16 protein-coding genes, 3 tRNA genes and 1 pseudogene are annotated in these 17,460 nt (G+C 70.7%); 10 read left to right on the top strand and 10 right to left on the bottom strand.

The genetic code is table 11. From position 1 onward, the window contains the following. The 3 genes and pseudogenes from ACFVH0_RS34985 to ACFVH0_RS34995 all read left to right on the top strand — a co-directional run. Window positions 1-742, top strand: a pseudogene (locus tag ACFVH0_RS34985) (hypothetical protein); the annotation flags it as partial. A 249-nt stretch (window positions 743-991) separates the two neighbouring features. After that, window positions 992-2,455 carry a N,N-dimethylformamidase beta subunit family domain-containing protein gene (locus ACFVH0_RS34990; protein ID WP_385826911.1) on the top strand — a complete coding sequence of 488 codons (1,464 nt, stop codon included), beginning with the start codon at window positions 992-994 and terminating at the stop codon, window positions 2,453-2,455. A 110-nt stretch (window positions 2,456-2,565) separates the two neighbouring features. Then, the gene (locus tag ACFVH0_RS34995; protein WP_385826913.1) at window positions 2,566-3,480 is read left to right on the top strand and encodes a phosphoribosylaminoimidazolesuccinocarboxamide synthase; all 915 of its coding nucleotides are present in this window, start codon (window positions 2,566-2,568) and stop codon (window positions 3,478-3,480) included. 61 nt (window positions 3,481-3,541) lie between these two features. Here the strand turns inward: ACFVH0_RS34995 and ACFVH0_RS35000 are convergent. The 8 genes from ACFVH0_RS35000 to ACFVH0_RS35035 all read right to left on the bottom strand — a co-directional run bounded on the left by ACFVH0_RS35000 (window position 3,542) and on the right by ACFVH0_RS35035 (window position 8,263). Continuing rightward, a tRNA-Gly gene (locus ACFVH0_RS35000) sits at window positions 3,542-3,614 on the bottom strand. A gap of 22 nt (window positions 3,615-3,636) precedes the next feature. After that, window positions 3,637-4,248 carry a response regulator gene (locus ACFVH0_RS35005; RefSeq protein WP_385826915.1) on the bottom strand — a complete coding sequence of 204 codons (612 nt, stop codon included), beginning with the start codon at window positions 4,246-4,248 and terminating at the stop codon, window positions 3,637-3,639. Then, window positions 4,245-5,567, bottom strand: coding sequence for a sensor histidine kinase (locus ACFVH0_RS35010; protein WP_385826964.1), 1,323 nt, complete (start codon window positions 5,565-5,567; stop codon window positions 4,245-4,247). Before ACFVH0_RS35010 ends, ACFVH0_RS35005 begins: the two co-directional genes overlap by 4 nt. A 15-nt stretch (window positions 5,568-5,582) precedes the next feature. After that, window positions 5,583-6,398 carry an ABC transporter permease gene (locus tag ACFVH0_RS35015; RefSeq protein ID WP_385826917.1) on the bottom strand — a complete coding sequence of 272 codons (816 nt, stop codon included), beginning with the start codon at window positions 6,396-6,398 and terminating at the stop codon, window positions 5,583-5,585. Then, window positions 6,398-7,399, bottom strand: coding sequence for an ABC transporter ATP-binding protein (locus tag ACFVH0_RS35020; protein WP_385826919.1), 1,002 nt, complete (start codon window positions 7,397-7,399; stop codon window positions 6,398-6,400). Before ACFVH0_RS35020 ends, ACFVH0_RS35015 begins: the two co-directional genes overlap by 1 nt. A 152-nt stretch (window positions 7,400-7,551) precedes the next feature. Then, window positions 7,552-7,624 (bottom strand) — tRNA-Gly (locus ACFVH0_RS35025). Between the two features lie 98 nt (window positions 7,625-7,722). After that, window positions 7,723-7,794, bottom strand: a tRNA-Gly gene (locus ACFVH0_RS35030). A 133-nt stretch (window positions 7,795-7,927) separates the two neighbouring features. Next, window positions 7,928-8,263, bottom strand: a complete 336-nt coding sequence (locus ACFVH0_RS35035) for an Lsr2 family protein (protein WP_385826921.1) — start codon at window positions 8,261-8,263, stop codon at window positions 7,928-7,930. A gap of 384 nt (window positions 8,264-8,647) precedes the next feature. Here ACFVH0_RS35035 and purS point away from each other — a divergent pair, with 384 nt between their 5' ends. Genes purS through purL form a run of 3 tightly spaced genes read left to right on the top strand, consistent with a single transcriptional unit; the run spans window position 8,648 to window position 11,831 of the window. Then, complete coding sequence (gene purS, locus ACFVH0_RS35040; RefSeq protein ID WP_037695153.1) at window positions 8,648-8,908, top strand: phosphoribosylformylglycinamidine synthase subunit PurS; 261 nt, start codon at window positions 8,648-8,650, stop codon at window positions 8,906-8,908. Then, window positions 8,905-9,585, top strand: a complete 681-nt coding sequence (gene purQ / locus ACFVH0_RS35045; protein ID WP_385826923.1) for a phosphoribosylformylglycinamidine synthase subunit PurQ — start codon at window positions 8,905-8,907, stop codon at window positions 9,583-9,585. The genes purS and purQ overlap by 4 nt, the downstream gene beginning before the upstream one ends. After that, window positions 9,582-11,831: a phosphoribosylformylglycinamidine synthase subunit PurL gene (gene purL, locus ACFVH0_RS35050; protein WP_385826925.1), complete on the top strand. Its 2,250-nt coding sequence runs from the start codon at window positions 9,582-9,584 to the stop codon at window positions 11,829-11,831. Before purQ ends, purL begins: the two co-directional genes overlap by 4 nt. A 134-nt stretch (window positions 11,832-11,965) precedes the next feature. On the opposite strand, the gene ACFVH0_RS35055 is transcribed toward purL, so the two are convergent. Further along, a complete protein-coding gene (locus tag ACFVH0_RS35055) occupies window positions 11,966-12,529 on the bottom strand; it encodes a hypothetical protein (RefSeq protein ID WP_385826927.1) in 564 nt (187 codons plus the stop codon). A gap of 17 nt (window positions 12,530-12,546) precedes the next feature. Beyond that, window positions 12,547-12,780 (bottom strand): hypothetical protein, encoded by a 234-nt coding sequence (locus ACFVH0_RS35060; protein WP_385826929.1) that lies wholly within the window; start codon window positions 12,778-12,780, stop codon window positions 12,547-12,549. Window positions 12,781-12,900: 120 nt separating this feature from the next. Between ACFVH0_RS35060 and ACFVH0_RS35065 the strand changes: the two genes are divergently transcribed. The 4 genes from ACFVH0_RS35065 (at window position 12,901) to purF (ending at window position 17,444) form a co-directional block, all read left to right on the top strand. Next, entirely contained in the window at window positions 12,901-13,539 is a 639-nt protein-coding gene (locus tag ACFVH0_RS35065; RefSeq protein ID WP_385826931.1) for a TetR/AcrR family transcriptional regulator, read from the top strand. 220 nt (window positions 13,540-13,759) lie between these two features. Next, window positions 13,760-14,560, top strand: a complete 801-nt coding sequence (locus tag ACFVH0_RS35070; protein WP_385826933.1) for a sterol carrier family protein — start codon at window positions 13,760-13,762, stop codon at window positions 14,558-14,560. Between the two features lie 52 nt (window positions 14,561-14,612). Next, complete coding sequence (locus tag ACFVH0_RS35075; protein ID WP_385826935.1) at window positions 14,613-15,404, top strand: META domain-containing protein; 792 nt, start codon at window positions 14,613-14,615, stop codon at window positions 15,402-15,404. Between the two features lie 513 nt (window positions 15,405-15,917). Further along, window positions 15,918-17,444, top strand: coding sequence for an amidophosphoribosyltransferase (gene purF, locus ACFVH0_RS35080; protein ID WP_124720048.1), 1,527 nt, complete (start codon window positions 15,918-15,920; stop codon window positions 17,442-17,444). The last annotated feature ends 16 nt before the right edge of the window (window positions 17,445-17,460 follow it).

A 17,460-nucleotide genomic window follows, 5' to 3' on the forward strand; every position in this document is an offset into this window, starting at 1 on the left:
GGACCTGGCCGGAACCGCCCGCGCCGCGACGGACCTCACCGCGTCGGACCTCACCGCGACGGACCTGGCCGGAACCGCCCGCGACGCGACGGACCTCACCGCGTCGGACCTCACCGCGACGGACCTGGCCGGAACCGCCCGCGACGCGACGGACCCCACCGTGACGGACCCCGCCCCTGACGGCTTCCACGGCCCCGGCGACGCCCGAGCCCGCCCGGATGCCTCCTCACGCCCCGTCGCCCGCCCCGGCGCCTGCCCCGTCGACGCCGGGATGCCCACGCTGGCCCGGGTCGTCGAGCATCTGGCAGGCCGGGCCGACGGCGGCGAGGAGCTCGCCGCCGGGATCAGCGCCGCGGTGGCCCGTGAGGAGGCCGCGGCCCAGCAGCACCGGGCCGGTGACGCATCGGGCCGGGCAGGCGCCCCGGCCGGCCCGGGCGGGGACGTCCTGGCCCCCTGGGGCCCCGACCCCCTCCCGCTCTTCCCGCTCCAGCCGCCCCGCACGGGCACGGAGCTGCTCGCCGACCATGTCGCGGCGATGGTCTGCTGCGCGGCGGTGGACACGGCGGGCGCGGCGCCCGGCCTCGACTGGCTGGACGGTCCCGCGCTGCTGATCGACGGCGAGCGCCGGGCGGACCTCGGCAGTCCGGTCCTGAGCCTGGTCGAGGACGGGGACGCGGAACCGCTGCGGTCCTGGCTCGCTTCCATCGGCGTACGCACCGACAAGCCCGTCCGCCTCGTCTGAAGCACCAGCCCCAGCAGTCACAGCGCAAACACCCCAACGCCCGGAATAACACGTTCCGTTCACGTCAATTCGCGACGAACGGTGACGGACTGCATGCGTTATGTGATGTGCTGGGGATCGACGCTGACAGTCGGCGCATGGCTGCTGGCGCACCGATGACGCATGACCAGCGGCGATCGGTGATCGACGATCGGCCACCACCATCGACCATCGACTGTTGTCTCGGGGGACTTGAGGGAGGGAAACGGTATGGGGACGGAGCAGATTCGGCGATGGGAGTCGGGTGCCCTCGCGCACGCCGTCTCCGACCCCTTCGGCCAGGGTCCGCTGCCCTGGCTGCGCGGCAGCGAGAACTACTTCGACGACACCGGCCATGTCGTCCCCTGGTACGCCGACCCCGCCCTGACCCGCGGTTCCACCGACGGCGGCACGCGCACGGCCGACGATGTGCACCGCCAGATCAAGGGCTTCATCTCCACGGGCGCCGCGGCCCCCGGCGAGGCGATCGACTTCCACATCACCGTGGATCCGCCCCAGCAGTTCTCCGTGGACATCTACCGCATCGGTCACTACGGCGGCGACGGCGCCGCCCAGATCACCACGAGCCCCCGGCTCGCCGGCATCGTCCAGCCCGCGCCGCTCACCGCCGACCGCACGGTCTCCTGCCACCACTGGTGGCAGTCCTGGCGGCTCCAGATCCCCACCTACTGGTCGATCGGCGCGTACGTCGCCGTGCTCACCACGTTGGACGGATACCGCTCCCACATCCCGTTCACGGTCCGCGACGACCAGCCGGCCGATCTGCTGCTGGTCCTGCCGGACATCACCTGGCAGGCGTACAACCTCTATCCCGAGGACGGCCGTACCGGCGCCAGCCTCTACCACGCCTGGGACGAGCAGGGCTGTCTCCTGGGCGAGGAGGACGCCGCGGTCACCGTCTCCTTCGACCGCCCCTACGCGGGCGCCGGTCTGCCGCTCCACGTCGGTCACGCGTACGACTTCATCCGCTGGGCCGAGCGGTACGGCTACGACCTCGCGTACGCCGACACCCGAGATCTGCACGCCGGCCGCGTCGATCCGGCCCGCTACCGGGGCCTGGTCTTCCCCGGCCACGACGAGTACTGGTCGGTGCCGATGCGCCGCACCGTCGAACACGCCCGCGACGGCGGCACCTCGCTGGTCTTCCTCTCCGCCAACACCATGTACTGGCAGGTCAGCCTCTCCCCGTCGCCGTCCGGCGTCCCGGACCGCCTGCTCACCTGCCGCAAGCGGCGCGGCCCCGGCAAGCCCGCCCTCTGGCGCGAGATCGACCGCCCGGAGCAGCAGCTCCTCGGCATCCAGTACGCGGGCCGGGTTCCCGATCCGCACCCCCTGGTCGTACGGAACGCCGAGCACTGGCTCTGGGAGGCGACGGGCGCGGGCGAGGGCGACGAGCTCGACGGCCTGGTCGCCGGCGAGGCCGACCGCTACTTCCCGCGCATCGCACTCCCCGAGCACGAGAGCCGCATCCTGCTCGCCCACTCCCCGTACCTGGACAGCGAGGGCGCCAAGCGCCACCAGGAGACATCCGTGTACCGGGCCCCGTCCGGGGCGATCGTCTTCGCCTCGGGCACCTTCGCCTGGTCCCCGGCGCTGGACCGCCCCGGCCATGTGGACCCGCGCATCCAGCGGGCCACCGCCAACCTCCTCGACCGCATCTGCAAGCGCGACTGAACCGCCCACGGGGCCACGGAAGTCGGCGCCACGGACGCCCCGCCCCACTCCGCCGCACCCCGATACGGGAGAATCGGAACGACTCCTGGATCAACCTACGCGGAGGCAGCGTGTCCGGATTTGTAGAAAAGCCCGAGCCGGTGCAGGTCCCGGGCCTCACCCACCTGCACACGGGCAAGGTGCGCGACCTGTACCGGAACGAGGCGGGCGACCTCGTCATGGTCGCCAGCGACCGCATGTCCGCGTACGACTGGGTCCTGCCGACCGAGATCCCGGACAAGGGCCGGGTGCTCACCCGGCTCTCGCTGTGGTGGTTCGACCAGCTCGCCGATCTCGTACCGAACCACGTCCTGTCCACCGAGCTCCCCGCCGGGGCCCCCGCCGACTGGGCCGGCCGCACCCTGATCTGCAAGTCGCTGCGGATGGTCCCGGTCGAGTGTGTCGCCCGCGGCTACCTCACCGGCTCCGGCCTCGTCGAGTACAACGAGTCCCGCACGGTCTGCGGTCTCGCGCTGCCCGAGGGGCTCGTCGACGGCTCCGAGCTCCCGGCGCCGATCTTCACCCCCGCCACCAAGGCGGCCGTCGGTGACCACGACGAGAACGTGAGCTTCGAGGAGGTGGCCCGCCAGGTCGGCACGGAGACCGCCGACCTGCTGCGCAGCACCACGCTGGACGTCTACGGCAGGGCACGTGACATCGCGCGTGAGCGCGGCATCATCCTCGCCGACACCAAGTTCGAGTTCGGTTTCGCGCCCACCGCCGACGGCGGCGAGGAGCTGATCATCGCGGACGAGGTGCTGACCCCGGACTCGTCGCGTTTCTGGCCCGCGGCCGCCTGGGAGCCGGGCCGGGCCCAGCCCAGCTACGACAAGCAGTTCGTGCGCGACTGGCTGACCTCACCGGCCTCCGGCTGGGACCGCAGGAGCGAGCAGCCGCCGCCGGCGCTGCCCCAGGAGATCGTGGACGCCACCCGGGCGAAGTACCTGGAGGCCTACGAACTCCTCACCGGCACGTCCTGGCAGTAGGACTGCCGACGGAACACGAAGAAGCCCCCGGCCGGAAGGCCGGGGGCTTCTTGCTGAACCGAGCGGACGACCAGGTTCGAACTGGCGACCTCAACCTTGGCAAGGTTGCGCTCTACCAACTGAGCTACGTCCGCAAGCGCCGAAGCGCGAGAACCACTATACCCATCCGCGCTGCCGTGCGAGACGCACCGCGGCATGACGATTCTCCGCGCCGAGCTTCGAGGCCGCCGCGGAGAGGTAATTCCGTACCGTGCCCTGCGACAGCGACGCCCGCTCCGCGATCTCCGCGACGGGTGCCCCGTCCGCCGCCAGCTCCAGCACCTCGGTCTCCCGCGCGGTCAGCGGAGAGTCCCCGGCGGAGATCGCGTCGGCCGCCAACTCCGGGTCCACGTAACGGTTTCCGGCGTGCACGGTGCGGATGATCCCGGCCAGCTGCCGGGCGCTGACGGTCTTCGGGACGAAGGCCCGCACGCCCGCCTCCAGCGCCCGCCTGAGGTGTCCGGGCAGCCCGTGGCTGGTCACGATCATCGTCCGGCAGCCGGGCAGTTCGGTTCGCAGGGATGTGGCGACACTCACACCGTCGGCGCCCGGCATCTCCAGATCGAGGACCGCCACATCGGGCCGGTGGGCCCGGGCCATGGCCAGCGCCTCCGGGCCGGTCGCGGCCTCCGCGACCACCACGAGGTCGTCCTCCAGAGCCAGCAGCGCGGCCAGCGCACCCCGGATCAGATGCTCGTCGTCGGCGAGCAGCACCCGTACGGTCGTCATCGTCGTTCCTCCTGAAGTACGGGTGCCTCCCGGGCGGCCGGTGGCTTGTCGAGGCGGGCCGGGGGCGCCGCCGGCCCGAGCGGGATCGTGGCGGTGAGCCGGAACAGTCCGCTCCCCGCCGGGCCCGCGTCCAGCGAACCGTCGACCACCCGCAACCGCTCCCGCAGCCCCGCGAGCCCGGAACCGCCCGGTCCGGAGCCGTCGCCCGCCCCGGAACCCCCGTCCGGCCCCGCGGCCGGGGCCGCCCCGTCGTTCTCCACCTGGAGCACCACCGAGTCCGGAAGGGACCTGAGGCGGATCGTGCAGCTGCGGGGATCGCCGTGCCGCAGCACATTGGTCGCCGCCTCCCGCACCACCCAGCCGAGCGCCGACTGCACGGGCGCGGGCAGCTCCCCGCCGGCGTCCCCCGTCACCTCGCACTCGATCCCGGCGGCGCTCAACACCCCTCGGGCGCCGGACAGTTCGGTACTCAGGTCGGCCTCCCGGTAGCCGCGTACGACATCGCGCACCTCCTGCTGCGAGGTGCGGGCTATCCGCTGCACCTCGACCATCTGGTCCACCGCCTCCGGCCTGCCGCGCTGGGCCAGCTCCACGGCCAGCTCGCTCTTCAGCGCGATCACGGCGAGATTGCGGCCCAGTACGTCGTGCAGGTCCCGCCCGAACCGCAGCCGCTCCTCGGCGACCGCGAGCCGGGCCTGAAGATCCCTGGCCTCCTCGGCCTGCCACATCACGCTCAGGCTCCAGGCGCTGGGCCGTACGGCGATCAGGGTGAGCACGCAGCCGAAGAGCATCGTCGGCACCACGCCGGCCAGTGCCCCGCCCCGCACCCCGACCGCGGCGAAGACGCCGACGCACAGCGCGGCGAGGGCGAGCGACTGGATCAGGAAGGTGCGGATCGGGGTCACCAGGACCTGCGTGATCGCGTGCGCCACCGGAGCGTTCATGGTCATGATGAGCAGCCCGCTGTCGGTGACCCCGTCCACCCCGGCCATCGTCGCCAGCAGCCCCAGGTTCACCAGCAGCAGCACCAGCGACGGCAGCTGCCGCCGCCGGGGAAGGACGGCGGTGCCGAGGTAGTGCGCGAACGACAGCTGGATGTTGCGGTTGCTCAGCAGGCACTGCACAAGGCTCACGAGCAGCAGTGCCACGCCCAGCGCGATCGGCAGCGGCGCATGGCGGATGTCGGACTTGAAGGGGGCCAGCTGCCACGACAGGGTGAAGAGCCAGGGCATCACCGAGAGGGTCAGCCGCGAGTAGAGATCGATCCGCTCCAGCTTGCTGCGCTGCTGCCAGCTGCGGCGCCAGCCCCGTACGAGCACCACGGTGTCCCCTCCTCAGCGTCGCGGATCCCAGCGGAACCGACGCTGCACAGCAAACACGGCGAACGCGGTCCAGGCCAGCCCGGTCAGAGCGGCCATGAGCAGGTCGGAGCCCTCGGCACCGCCCAGCCAGCCGGTCCGCACGAGCGTCATCACCCCGGTCACCGGGAGCAGCTCGCACACGGACGCCATCGGGTCGGGCATGACCTCCAGCGGCACGAAGAGCCCCGAGCCCATCATCGAGATGAAGAACAGCGGGAGAGTGGTGAGCTGTGACGTCTGCACGGTGCGGGTGACCGCGGAGGTGGCCGCGGCCAGTGCCGCCAGCAGCACCACGCCCAGCAGCAGGCCCGCCAGCAGCAGTTCGGGCCGTTGCGGCGCGGCGAGGCCGAAGAAGGCCGTCCCCGCGACCACGATCACCACGGTCTGGGCCAGAGCCAGCGCGACCGACGGCAGGGCGGTCCCGACGAGGATCTCCGGGTCGGTGACCTCGCCGGTGCGCAGCCGCTTCAGGACGAGGTCCTCGCGCCGTGCCACGTAGGACGAGACCAGGTTCATGTAGACGGCCTGGATCAGCACGATGCCGATGCCGCCGCTGAGCGCCGCCGCGGCGACGGACAGGCCGGTGCCGTCGAGAACGGACTGCTTCAGCGTCGACTTCATCGCCAGGACCATGGCGGCGGGCATCAGCAGCGAGACGAACACCGCCGTCCGGTTGCGGGCGAGCAGGGAGACCTCGGCGCGTCCGAGAGCGGTCAGCCGGCCCCGGAGCGTCGTGCCGGCCGCCGTGCCGGTGCCGGTCGCACCGGTCGTGCTCGTCGTGGTCGTCATTACGCAGCCACCTTCTCGGACTCCGACGCGCTCTGCGCGATATCGAGGAACGCCTCTTCGAGCGAGGCGGAACGGGCATCGAGGCCGAGCAGCCGTACGTCCGACTCCCTTGCCCAGGTGAGCAGTTCGTCCAGGGACTCCTGCAGGCGGTGGGTACGGATCTCGATCCGGTGACCGTCGGCGGCGGCCCGCAGTCCCAGCGGTATCCGGGCCGCCGGGACGCCCTCGGGCAGCTCGAACCGGATGCGTGCGGGGCGGGCGGCGGTCACCTCGGCGGTGGTGCCCGCCGTCACTATCCGCCCCCGGTGCATGATCGCCAGCCGGTCGGCGAGCGTCTCGGCCTCTTCCAGGTAGTGCGTGGTGAGCAGGACCGTGGTGCCGCCGTCCCGCAGCTCGCGGACCAACTCCCAGGTGTTGCGCCGCCCTTCGGCGTCGAGCCCGGTGGTCGGCTCGTCCAGGAACAGCACCTCGGGCCGGCCGAGCAGGGCCAGCGCCAGGTCGAGGCGGCGCCGCTCGCCGCCGGAGAGCTGTTTGACCCGCACCCGCGCCCGGTGGGTCAGCCCGACCAGCTCCAGCGCCTCACCGGTCGGGCGCGCGCCGCTGGTGCAGCCCGCCCACATCCGTACCGTCTCGGTGACCGTCAGCTCGGACGGGAAGCCACCCTCCTGGAGCATCACCCCGATCCGCGGCCGGACGGCGGCGCGCTCGCGGAACGGGTCGTGGCCGAGCACCCGCACCGTGCCGCCGTCGGGCGCGGCCAGGCCCTCCAGCAGCTCGACGGTGGAGGTCTTTCCGGCGCCGTTCGTACCGAGCAGGGCGAAGAGTTCGCCGCGTGCCACCGAGAAGGAGACACCGGCCACGGCCTCGAAGCCGCCCGCATAGCGCCGCCGCACTCCGGTCGCCTCGATCACCGCATCGGAACGGGAAGCGGGCGCGGAGGCGGCTGCGGCGGGTGCCACGGTCCGGTCCGCGCGGTTGCCTGGGATGTCGTCGCTGGTCATGCCTACAGATTTCCGCGGGATCGGCGACCGGATCAGTGCGAGGTGTCATCACTGCTCATGACAAACGTCATGGGGGGCTGACAATCGCCGCGTGCGGCCGGGCACGACGAAGGCCCTGGTCGATATCGACCAGGGCCTTCGTTTCGATCAAGAGCGGACGACGAGATTCGAACTCGCGACCCTCACCTTGGCAAGGTGATGCTCTACCAACTGAGCCACGTCCGCATTGCTGCCGCTCATTGTACTCCTCGGAAGGAGTTTCATCGGGCGGTGCGAGCATCACTCTACCCGATCCACCGGAGTGGTCGATAAGAATGATGCAGAGCGGGTGACAGGAATTGCACACTGCGCCTTCCCCCTGGAAGGGGGATGTTCTGCTACTGAACTACACCCGCACGCTGCGTGAGGTTCGGCTTTGCGGCCTTGCCCCTCGGCGTGCTCCAGACTTTAGCCGACCTGCGGGGGTGTAGCGCAAGTCGGTGTCCGCAGGGTGTCGCCGGAGGGGGTGCCGGGCGCCCTGTCGGTGGGTCAACTCGCTTCGCGGAACGCCTCGTAGACCTTCTTGGGGATCCGGCCGCGGGCCGGCACCTCCATCCGGTGGGAGCGGGCCCAGGCGCGCACGGCCGCCGGGTCGGGAGCGAGCGAAGTGTGCCGGTACGACACGGGGGTCTTGCCGTGCTTGCCGGCGTTTGTCTGCTTTCGGCCCGCCGCCATGTACGGCGCGAGGACCTTGCGCAGTTTCTTTGCATTGGACGTATTGAGGTCGATCTCGTACGACTTCCCGTCCAGGGCGAAGGTGACCGTTTCCGCCGCTGCTCCCCCGTCGATGTCGTCGGAGAGCGTGACCACTACGCGCTGAGCCACGGATATCGGTCCTTTCCTACGGTATCGGCGCGTCCGGTGTGCGCTGATGCCGGCCTTCCGGCTGGTAGGCGGATACGGCGTCGACGGTTGCCGACTGTTTAGGGCAATGCTGCATTCCCCGGTAATCATTTGTACAGCGGTGGGTGCCGCATTGTGAAGCCCACCCAATTACCTCCGCGTGTCAGCCTTCTATGTGTGCTGCCGGTGAGGATTTTTTTTGCAGGACTTTCCCCGTGTGTTGTCGCGTCCGATATCTGGGCGTGATCAAGGGCTCTTGATATCTACCCGCGTAGAATTTTTGGCCAGGTAGGCTGAGGGGACCTGCGGGGGTCTGGGGAGCCCCCCCGGAGAAACAGCCGCACCACACCACCACCGGGAGTGCCAGTGGCACGCGTCGTAGTCGACGTCATGCTCAAGCCCGAGATCCTCGACCCGCAGGGACAGGCGGTGCAGCGCGCACTGCCCCGTCTCGGCTTCGAGGGAATCGCGGACGTACGTCAGGGAAAGCGTTTCGAGCTGGAGGTAGAGGGGCCGGTCGACGACGCCGCCCTCGGCCGTATTCACGAGATGGCCGAGACTTTCCTCGCCAACACCGTCATCGAGGACTTCACCGTGAAGGTGGAGAAGGCCGAGGAGTCGAAGTGACTGCTCGTATCGGAGTCGTCACCTTTCCCGGCACGCTCGACGACAAGGACAGCCTGAGGGCCGTACGGGTCGCGGGCGCCGAACCCGTATCGCTGTGGCACCGCGACAAGGACCTGCACCAGGTCGACGCGGTCATCCTGGCGGGCGGCTTCTCCTACGGCGACTATCTGCGGGCCGGAGCCATCTCCCGCTTCTCGCCGGTCATGGAGACGATCATCGAGCAGGCGAAGGCGGGGATGCCGGTCCTCGGCATCTGCAACGGCTTCCAGATCCTGACCGAGGCGCATCTGCTGCCCGGCGCGATGCTGCAGAACAACCACCTGCACTTCATCTGCCGTGACCAGAAGCTGCGTGTCGAGAACGCGGAGACCGCCTGGACCTCGGACTACTCCGCGGGCCAGGAGATCTCCGTACCGCTCAAGAACATGGACGGGCGTTACGTCGCCGACGAGCGGGTGCTCGACGAGCTTGAGGCGGAGGGCCGGGTCGCCTTCCGCTACCTGGACATGAACCCCAACGGCTCGCTGCGGGACATCGCCGGCATCACCAACGCCGCGGGCAATGTCGTCGGCCTGATGCCGCACCCGGAGCACGCCGTCGAGCCGCTGATCGGAACCGGCCGTACCGACGGTCTCGGGTTCTTCACCTCGATCATCAAGAAGCTGGTCAACGCATGAGCCTGGATACGGTCAAGCACGCGGCCGAGACCCCGGACGTCGAGCAGCCCTGGAAGGAGCTCGGCCTCAAGGAGGACGAGTACGCCCGGATCCGCGAGATCCTGGGCCGCCGTCCCACCGGCGCCGAGCTCGCCATGTACTCCGTGATGTGGTCCGAGCACTGCTCGTACAAGAGCAGCAAGGTCCACCTCAAGCAGTTCGGCGAGAAGGTCCCCGCCAACGACGCGATGCTCGTCGGCATCGGCGAGAACGCCGGTGTGGTCGACGTCGGTCAGGGTTACGCGGTCACCTTCAAGGTCGAGTCGCACAACCACCCCTCGTACATCGAGCCCTACCAGGGCGCGGCCACCGGCGTCGGCGGCATCGTCCGCGACATCCTCGCCATGGGTGCCCGCCCGGTCGCCGTCGTCGACCCGCTGCGGTTCGGCGCGGCCGACCACCCCGACACCAAGCGCGTCCTGCCGGGCGTCGTCGCGGGCATCGGCGGCTACGGGAACTGCCTGGGCCTGCCGAACATCGGCGGCGAGGTCGTCTTCGACGCCTGCTACCAGGGCAACCCGCTGGTCAACGCCGGCTGTATCGGCGTGATGAAGCACGAGGACATCCACCTGGCCAAGGCCTCCGGCCCCGGCAACAAGGTGATCCTCTACGGTGCCCGCACCGGCGGCGACGGCATCGGCGGCGTCTCGGTGCTGGCCTCGGAGACCTTCGAGTCGACCGGCCCGGCCAAGCGCCCGGCCGTCCAGGTCGGCGACCCGTTCCAGGAGAAGCTCCTCATCGAGTGCACCCTGGAGATCTTCAAGGAGAAGCTCGTCGCGGGCATCCAGGACCTCGGCGGCGCCGGGCTCTCCTGCGCCACGTCCGAGCTGGCCTCCGCCGGTTCCGGCGGCATGCGCGTCGAGCTGGACACCGTGCCGCTGCGCGACTCCTCCCTCTCGCCCGAGGAAATCCTCATGAGCGAGTCGCAGGAGCGCATGTGCGCGATCGTCGAGCCGCAGCACGTGGACCGCTTCCTGGAGATCTGCGAGAAGTGGGACGTCATCGCCACCGTCATCGGTGAGGTGACCGAGGGCTCCCAGCTGGAGATCTTCTGGCACGGCGAGCAGATCGTGGACGTGCCGCCGCGGTCCGTCGCGCACGAGGGCCCGACGTACCACCGTCCGTTCGCCCGCCCGTCCTGGCAGGACGCGCTCCAGGCCGACGACGCGGGCAGGCTGGCCCGGCCGGCGAACGGCGCGGAGCTGCGCGAGCAGGTCCTCAAGCTGGTCGCCTCGCCGAACCAGGCGTCGAAGTCCTGGATCACGGACCAGTACGACCGGTTCGTCCAGGGCAACACCGTGCTCGCGATGCCCGAGGACGCCGGCATGGTCCGGATCGACGAGGAGTCGAACCTGGGCGTGGCCATGGCGACCGACGGCAACGGCCGGTACGCCAAGCTCGACCCGTACACCGGCGCGCAGCTCGCGCTGGCGGAGTCGTACCGCAATGTCGCCGCCTCCGGCGCCAAGCCGCTGGCCATCTCGGACTGCCTGAACTTCGGTTCGCCCGAGGACCCGGACGTCATGTGGCAGTTCGCCGAGGCCACCCGTGGTCTGGCGGACGGCTGCCTGGAGCTGGGCACCCCGGTCACCGGCGGCAATGTGTCGCTGTACAACCAGACCGGTGAGACGGCGATCCACCCGACGCCGGTCGTGGCCGTGCTCGGTGTGATCGACGATGTCACCCGGCGTACGCCGGTCGCCTTCGCGGAAGAGGGCCAGCTCCTCTACCTGCTGGGCGACACGCGTGAGGAGTTCGGCGGCTCGGCCTGGTCCGAGGTCGTCCACAACCACCTCGGCGGCATGCCGCCCGAGGTGGACCTGGGCCGCGAGAAGCTGCTCGGCGAGATCCTGATCTCGGCCTCCCGCGACGGCATGATCGACGCCGCGCACGACCTCTCCGACGGCGGTCTGGTCCAGGCGGTCACCGAGTCCTGCCTGCGTGGCGGGAAGGGTGCCCGGCTGGTCGTGCCGGACGGGCTGGACGCGTTCACCTTCCTCTTCTCCGAGTCGGCGGGGCGCGCTGTCGTCTCCGTGCCGCGGAGCGAGGAGCTTCGTTTCAACGACATGTGCGGTGCGCGGGGTCTGCCCGTCGCCCGGATCGGTGTCGTGGACGGCGAGGAGATCGAGGTCCAGGGTGAGTTCAGCATTCCGCTGAACGAGCTGCGTACGGCGCACGAGGCGACCATTCCGGCGCTGCTCGCCTGACCTGCGAGTTCTGACGAGAACGGCCCCGCCCTGTTCATGGGCGGGGCCGTTCTCGCACCGTATGCCGGGGCCGCGGATATCCGGCCGGTGGCCGATGCCGGCCGGGGGCCGGAATGGCCGACGGAATTGTGTATTCAGCGGGGTAGCGGCGGCGCCGTGGTGAATGCGGTGACATTTACGTCCGCCGCCTCCGGTTTCCGCCGGATACCGGCCGGCAGCCGGGTCGCCAGAACGGCTGCCAGGACCATCACTCCGGTCGCCGACCGGAGGACCACGTTCGTCGAGGAGACGAAGGCGTCCAGCGCCTTCCGGCGGGCGTGGCCGGTCAGCCGGTCGATGGTGCTGGTCGTGCCGCCGGGGCCGCGGGCCGCGTAGACCCTGCTGAGTACGGTGCCGAAGAGCGCGGCGCCCAGGGCCCCGCCGAGGGTCTGGAAGAACCGGACGCCGGTGGTGGCCATGCCCAACTGCCCGGCCGGGGCGGTGTCCTGGACCAGCTGGATCAGCCGGCCGATGAGCCGGCCGAAGCCGACGCCCATCAGCAGGAGTGCGGCGCGGACCGTCCGGAGTCCGGTGTCCGTGGAGAGCGTGGCGAGCAGCGCCAGGGCGGCGGACGCGCAGACGGTGCCGCTGACGACGAAGGTCTTCTGCGACCAGCCGGCTGCGGCGAGCCTGTCGGGGAGCAGTGCGACGGCGGTCATGCCGATCGCCATCGGGATCAGACAGAGCCCGGCCGACGTGGCAGCGCCGCCGTCGCGGCGAGCTGATAGGCGGCGATCAGCCAGGGGATCCTGTCGATGCCGTGCGCGGGGTCGAGATCACCGACGATCGGCACGGTCGCCGACGAGACGATGTCCGTGTCGAGCACGGCCAGCGGGATCGTGGCGATGCAGAGCGCGAACCCGATGACGCGCTGACGGTGGGTCATGACGGTCGGTATGGCTGCGGACATGGCGGGGATCCCCTCCCGGGCGGCTCGGTGCCGCTGTGGCCGGCCATCGCCATGGCCCATGAAAATGTATCGAGTCAATAATTAATCCAGGATCAAGATTCATCCTGGTACAGTGACGCCATGACCGAGGGGATGAGTCTGCGCGAGCGCAAGAAGCTCCAGACGCGACGCCGCCTGCTGGCCGCGGCCACCGAACTCTTCGCCGAGCGCGGCTTCGACAAGGTCTCGGTCGCCGAGATCGCCGAGGCGGCCGAGGTGTCGAAGATGACCGTCTTCAACTACTTCGCCGGCAAGGAGGACCTGGTCCTCGCTCCCATGGAGGAGCACGTCGGCGATGTCGCGCGCGCGGTACGCGACCGGGCCCCCGGAGAGTCCGCCCTGGCCGCCGTGCGCGGACAGTTCGTGGCCGCCGTCGAGCGCCACGATCCCTCGGTCGGAATGAGCGACGAGCCGGTGGTACTCAGGGTGCGCCGGCTCATCCAAGAGACCCCGGCGCTGCTCACCCGGGCCCACGCCTTCTCCATGCGCTCCTTCGACCTGCTCACCGAAGCGCTGGTCGAGGAGGGCCAGGAGCCGCCCATCGCCCGGATCGTGGGGGCCCAGCTGATCGGCACCCGCAACGCCCTCATACAGGCGAACCAGCTCCGGCTGCTGGCGGGGGAGCCGGCGGACGCGATCGCCGCTGACGCCGTCGCGCTCGCCGAGCGCGGTTTCGGCCTGCTCGCCGACGGCCTGGGCGACTTCGCGACCCGGTCCTGAGGCCGCCGGGGCCGTCCGCCCTGTCCGGCAGCGCTCAGGGCGTCTCGTTCGGATCATGCCGGCCTCGCGTGCCCCGGTGCCGCACCTCGCCGCGTTGTCGTCGGTCGCCGGCGCTCTGCGTCGACTCCCTCCTCCGCCTTGCGATGCACGACACCGGACCCCGCTCCCCGATCCGGCCCGATCCGGCCCGATCCGAACGAAAGACCCTAGGCTCGCGGGCATGCCACCGTCCCAGAAACGTGCCCGTCGTTATGACCCGGTCAGGACCCGCACCGCGGTCCTGGCGCAGTTCTCCCATGTCCGGGAGGCCGTCCGCACCCTGACGCCCGAACAGCTCGCGCTGCCGACCCGGCTCGGCGACTGGACCGTACGCGAACTCGCCGTGCACCTGACCATGGCGCTCTCCGGCGTCACCCGGAATATGGAGCTGCCGGAACCCGCCGCGGCGAAGCCCGGCCTGACGCTCGTCCAGTGGCCCCTCGCCACCGCCGACCGGGCCGCGGGCATCGACGAGGACACCAGGGCGCTCGCCCTGGACCGCCCCGACCTGGACGCGCTCTACGGGGAGGTCGCGGCGCGGTTCGAGGAAGTGGTGCCCGGGGCCGGCGACGAGCGGCTGCTGACGACGCGGGTCGGGGTGATGCGGCTGGCCGACCACCTCGTCACCCGTACCGTCGAACTCGTCGCGCACACCGACGATCTGAACGAGGCGGCCGGCCTCGACATCCCGTACGACCGGCAGGCGCTCGCCGCCTGCACCCGGCTGCTCGCCGACGCCCTCGCGGAGAAGGCGCCGGGCGGCTCGGTCGAGGTGCGGATCCCGCCGTTCGCCGTCGTGCAGTGCGTACCGGGCCCCAAGCACACCCGGGGCACGCCGCCCAACGTCGTGGAGACCGATCCGCTCACCTGGGTCCGGCTCGCCACCGGGCGTACGCAGTGGGCGCGGGAGCTCGACGGTGCGAAGGTCGGCGCCAGCGGGGAGCGGGCCGATCTCTCCGCGCTGCTGCCCCTGATGGGGTGAGGGGGAACCGGGCGCCCGGCCGGACCGTCCCAGGGGCATGCGGAATCAACGGATGGCAGCCCTGGGAACCGTCGCCCTCCTCGCCCTTGCCGCCTGCGGTACGCAGACGGGGTCCGGCCACGGCAGCGGTTCGGTACGGACCGGTCCGCGCATCACCGGCGTCCACTGGAACGTCGACTCGGTGACGGCCGGCGGGCGCACGACCGAGGCCCCGGACGGCGCCCATGTGGTGATCGGCCCCGGGGGCGGAGCCACGGGGAACTTCGGCTGCAACCGCTTCAGCGCCGGGACCAGCACGGACGGCGACACGATCACCGTGCGGCAGGCCACGACCACGCAGATGGGGTGCGGGACGGACGTCCGGCGGTTCGAGACGGCCATGTCCCGCGCGTTCAGCGGCGAACTCACGGCCGCCGTCACCGGCAGGACCCTGACCCTGACCACGGAGGCCGGTGACTCCATCGCGCTGACCTCGGAGCCCCCGGCCCCGCTCACCGGCACCACCTGGACCGTCACCTCCCTGGTGTCCGGCTCCACCGCCTCGTCGCTGCCCCCGGGTACGGAACGGAAGGCGCGGCTGAGCTTCGGCAAGGACGGCTCCGTACGGGGCACCCTCGGCTGCAACCGGTTCCGCGGCGCCGCGACGGTCACCGGCTCCACCATCACGTTCGACCGGATCGACGGCACCAGGATGATGTGCCCGGACCCCCGGATGAAGCTGGAGCGCGCCCTGCTGGCGGTCCTGGACGGGAGGACGACGTACCGGATCGACCACCGCACGCTGTCCCTCACCGCGTCGAACGGCGAGGGACTCGGCGCGACGGCCCCGGCACCCGGCGGATGAGACCCAGGGCCTGAACCGGGCCGTGACCCCGGAGGACTGGCGGCGCTCCACGAGCACGACCGAGCGGCCGGCGAGGGGCCGTGGCCGCATGGTGCAGGAGACCGCCAACCGGCCATGCGCCCATCAACGACGGTCTCGCACTGCGGACCTCGGGCTGTCCGGGCCGCCGGATCGCCGGCCTCGGGCCCCGCATCCCCGCCTCCCGGTGTGAGGCTCGCCACGAAACGCGCGTTCGGTCGGGCTTCGCGCCGGGGCGTCGACCGCCTCACCGAGCGCCACCATCCGGCCCGGCGGACTCCTAGGCCGCAATGGCCGAAACCCGACGGTAACCGGGCGCTGATCCGGGCGACCGCCGCCCCGTGGCCCGATCCGCACCCCACCGCACCCCACCGATGATCACTCCCCGTGACCACCCCGAACGCCCCTCGGGGCACCCCCGGGAGTGCTTCCACGGTGGTCCGGACCGGTATCTCGAATTCGGACCAGTGGTCGATCTCGCCTACACTCGGTGGCGTGCCTCGTGGTGATGGACGACTCAACCACGACCTGCTCCCCGGAGAGAAGGGCCCCCAGGACGCTTGCGGCGTCTTCGGTGTCTGGGCTCCGGGCGAAGAGGTCGCCAAGCTCACCTATTTCGGACTGTATGCCCTGCAGCACCGTGGACAGGAGTCCGCGGGCATCGCAGTGAGCAACGGGTCCCAGATCCTGGTCTTCAAGGACATGGGACTGGTCTCGCAGGTCTTCGACGAAACGTCTCTGGGATCCCTCCAGGGCCATATCGCGGTCGGTCATGCCCGCTACTCCACCACCGGTGCCTCGGTGTGGGAGAACGCGCAGCCGACGTTCCGTGCGACCGCGCACGGCTCGATCGCCCTGGGTCACAACGGCAACCTGGTCAATACGGCCAAGCTCGCCGAGATGGTCGCCGACCTTCCTCGCAAGGACGGCCGCGCCACCCAGGTCGCCGCGACGAACGACACCGATCTGGTGACCGCGCTGCTCGCCGGCCAGACCGATGAGGACGGCAAGCCGCTCACCATCGAGGAGGCCGCCGCCAAGGTGCTTCCCGAGGTGAAGGGTGCCTTCTCCCTCGTCTTCATGGACGAGCACACCCTCTACGCGGCCCGCGACCCGCAGGGCATCCGCCCGCTGGTCCTCGGCCGCCTCGAACGCGGCTGGGTGGTGGCCTCCGAGTCCGCCGCCCTCGACATCTGCGGCGCCAGCTTCGTACGCGAGATCGAGCCGGGCGAGCTCGTCGCCATCGACGAGAACGGGCTGCGCACCTCGCGGTTCGCGGAAGCGAAGCCCAAGGGCTGTGTCTTCGAGTACGTCTACCTGGCCCGCCCCGACACCGACATCGCCGGGCGCAACGTCTACCTCTCCCGGGTGGAGATGGGCCGCAAGCTGGCCGCCGAGGCCCCCGTCGAGGCCGATCTGGTCATAGCGACGCCGGAGTCCGGAACCCCCGCCGCCATTGGTTACGCGGAGGCCAGCGGCATCCCGTTCGGCGCCGGACTGGTGAAGAACGCCTACGTCGGCCGGACCTTCATCCAGCCCTCCCAGACCATTCGGCAGCTGGGCATCCGCCTCAAGCTGAACCCGCTCAAGGAAGTCATCAAGGGCAAGCGCCTGGTGGTCGTCGACGACTCGATCGTCCGCGGCAACACCCAGCGCGCACTGGTCCGGATGCTCCGCGAGGCCGGTGCCGCCGAGATCCACATCCGGATCTCGTCCCCGCCGGTGAAATGGCCCTGCTTCTTCGGCATCGACTTCGCGACCCGCGCCGAGCTGATCGCCAACGGCATGACGGTCGACGAGATCTCCACGTCGATGGGCGCCGACTCGCTCGCGTACATCTCGCTCGACGCGATGGTCGAGGCGACGACGATCGCCAAGCCGAACCTGTGCCGCGCCTGCTTCGACGGTGAGTACCCCATGGAGCTCCCGGACCCGGAGCTGCTCGGCAAGCAGCTGCTGGAGACCGAGCTGGCAGCAGGCCCTGCGGCGACCGCCGCGGCCGACGCACTGCGTCGGCCGTGACGGCCCGGCCGCACAC

It is taken from the genome of Streptomyces sp. NPDC127117, from assembly GCF_042677325.1.
Taxonomy (GTDB): Bacteria; Actinomycetota; Actinomycetes; order Streptomycetales; family Streptomycetaceae; genus Streptomyces.

Excerpts from the sequence above, each read along its gene's own strand:
- purL (WP_385826925.1), top strand. The coding sequence starts at position 9,582 with ATGAGCCTGGATACGGTCAAGCACGCGGCCGAGACCCCGGACGTCGAG.
- ACFVH0_RS35070 (WP_385826933.1), top strand. The coding sequence starts at position 13,760 with ATGCCACCGTCCCAGAAACGTGCCCGTCGTTATGACCCGGTCAGGACC.
- ACFVH0_RS35065 (WP_385826931.1), top strand. The coding sequence starts at position 12,901 with ATGACCGAGGGGATGAGTCTGCGCGAGCGCAAGAAGCTCCAGACGCGA.
- ACFVH0_RS35055 (WP_385826927.1), bottom strand. The coding sequence starts at position 12,529 with ATGACCGCCGTCGCACTGCTCCCCGACAGGCTCGCCGCAGCCGGCTGG.
- ACFVH0_RS35015 (WP_385826917.1), bottom strand. The coding sequence starts at position 6,398 with ATGACGACCACGACGAGCACGACCGGTGCGACCGGCACCGGCACGGCG.
- ACFVH0_RS35075 (WP_385826935.1), top strand. The coding sequence starts at position 14,613 with ATGGCAGCCCTGGGAACCGTCGCCCTCCTCGCCCTTGCCGCCTGCGGT.
- ACFVH0_RS35060 (WP_385826929.1), bottom strand. The coding sequence starts at position 12,780 with ATGTCCGCAGCCATACCGACCGTCATGACCCACCGTCAGCGCGTCATC.
- ACFVH0_RS35005 (WP_385826915.1), bottom strand. The coding sequence starts at position 4,248 with ATGACGACCGTACGGGTGCTGCTCGCCGACGACGAGCATCTGATCCGG.
- ACFVH0_RS35020 (WP_385826919.1), bottom strand. The coding sequence starts at position 7,399 with ATGACCAGCGACGACATCCCAGGCAACCGCGCGGACCGGACCGTGGCA.
- ACFVH0_RS34990 (WP_385826911.1), top strand. The coding sequence starts at position 992 with ATGGGGACGGAGCAGATTCGGCGATGGGAGTCGGGTGCCCTCGCGCAC.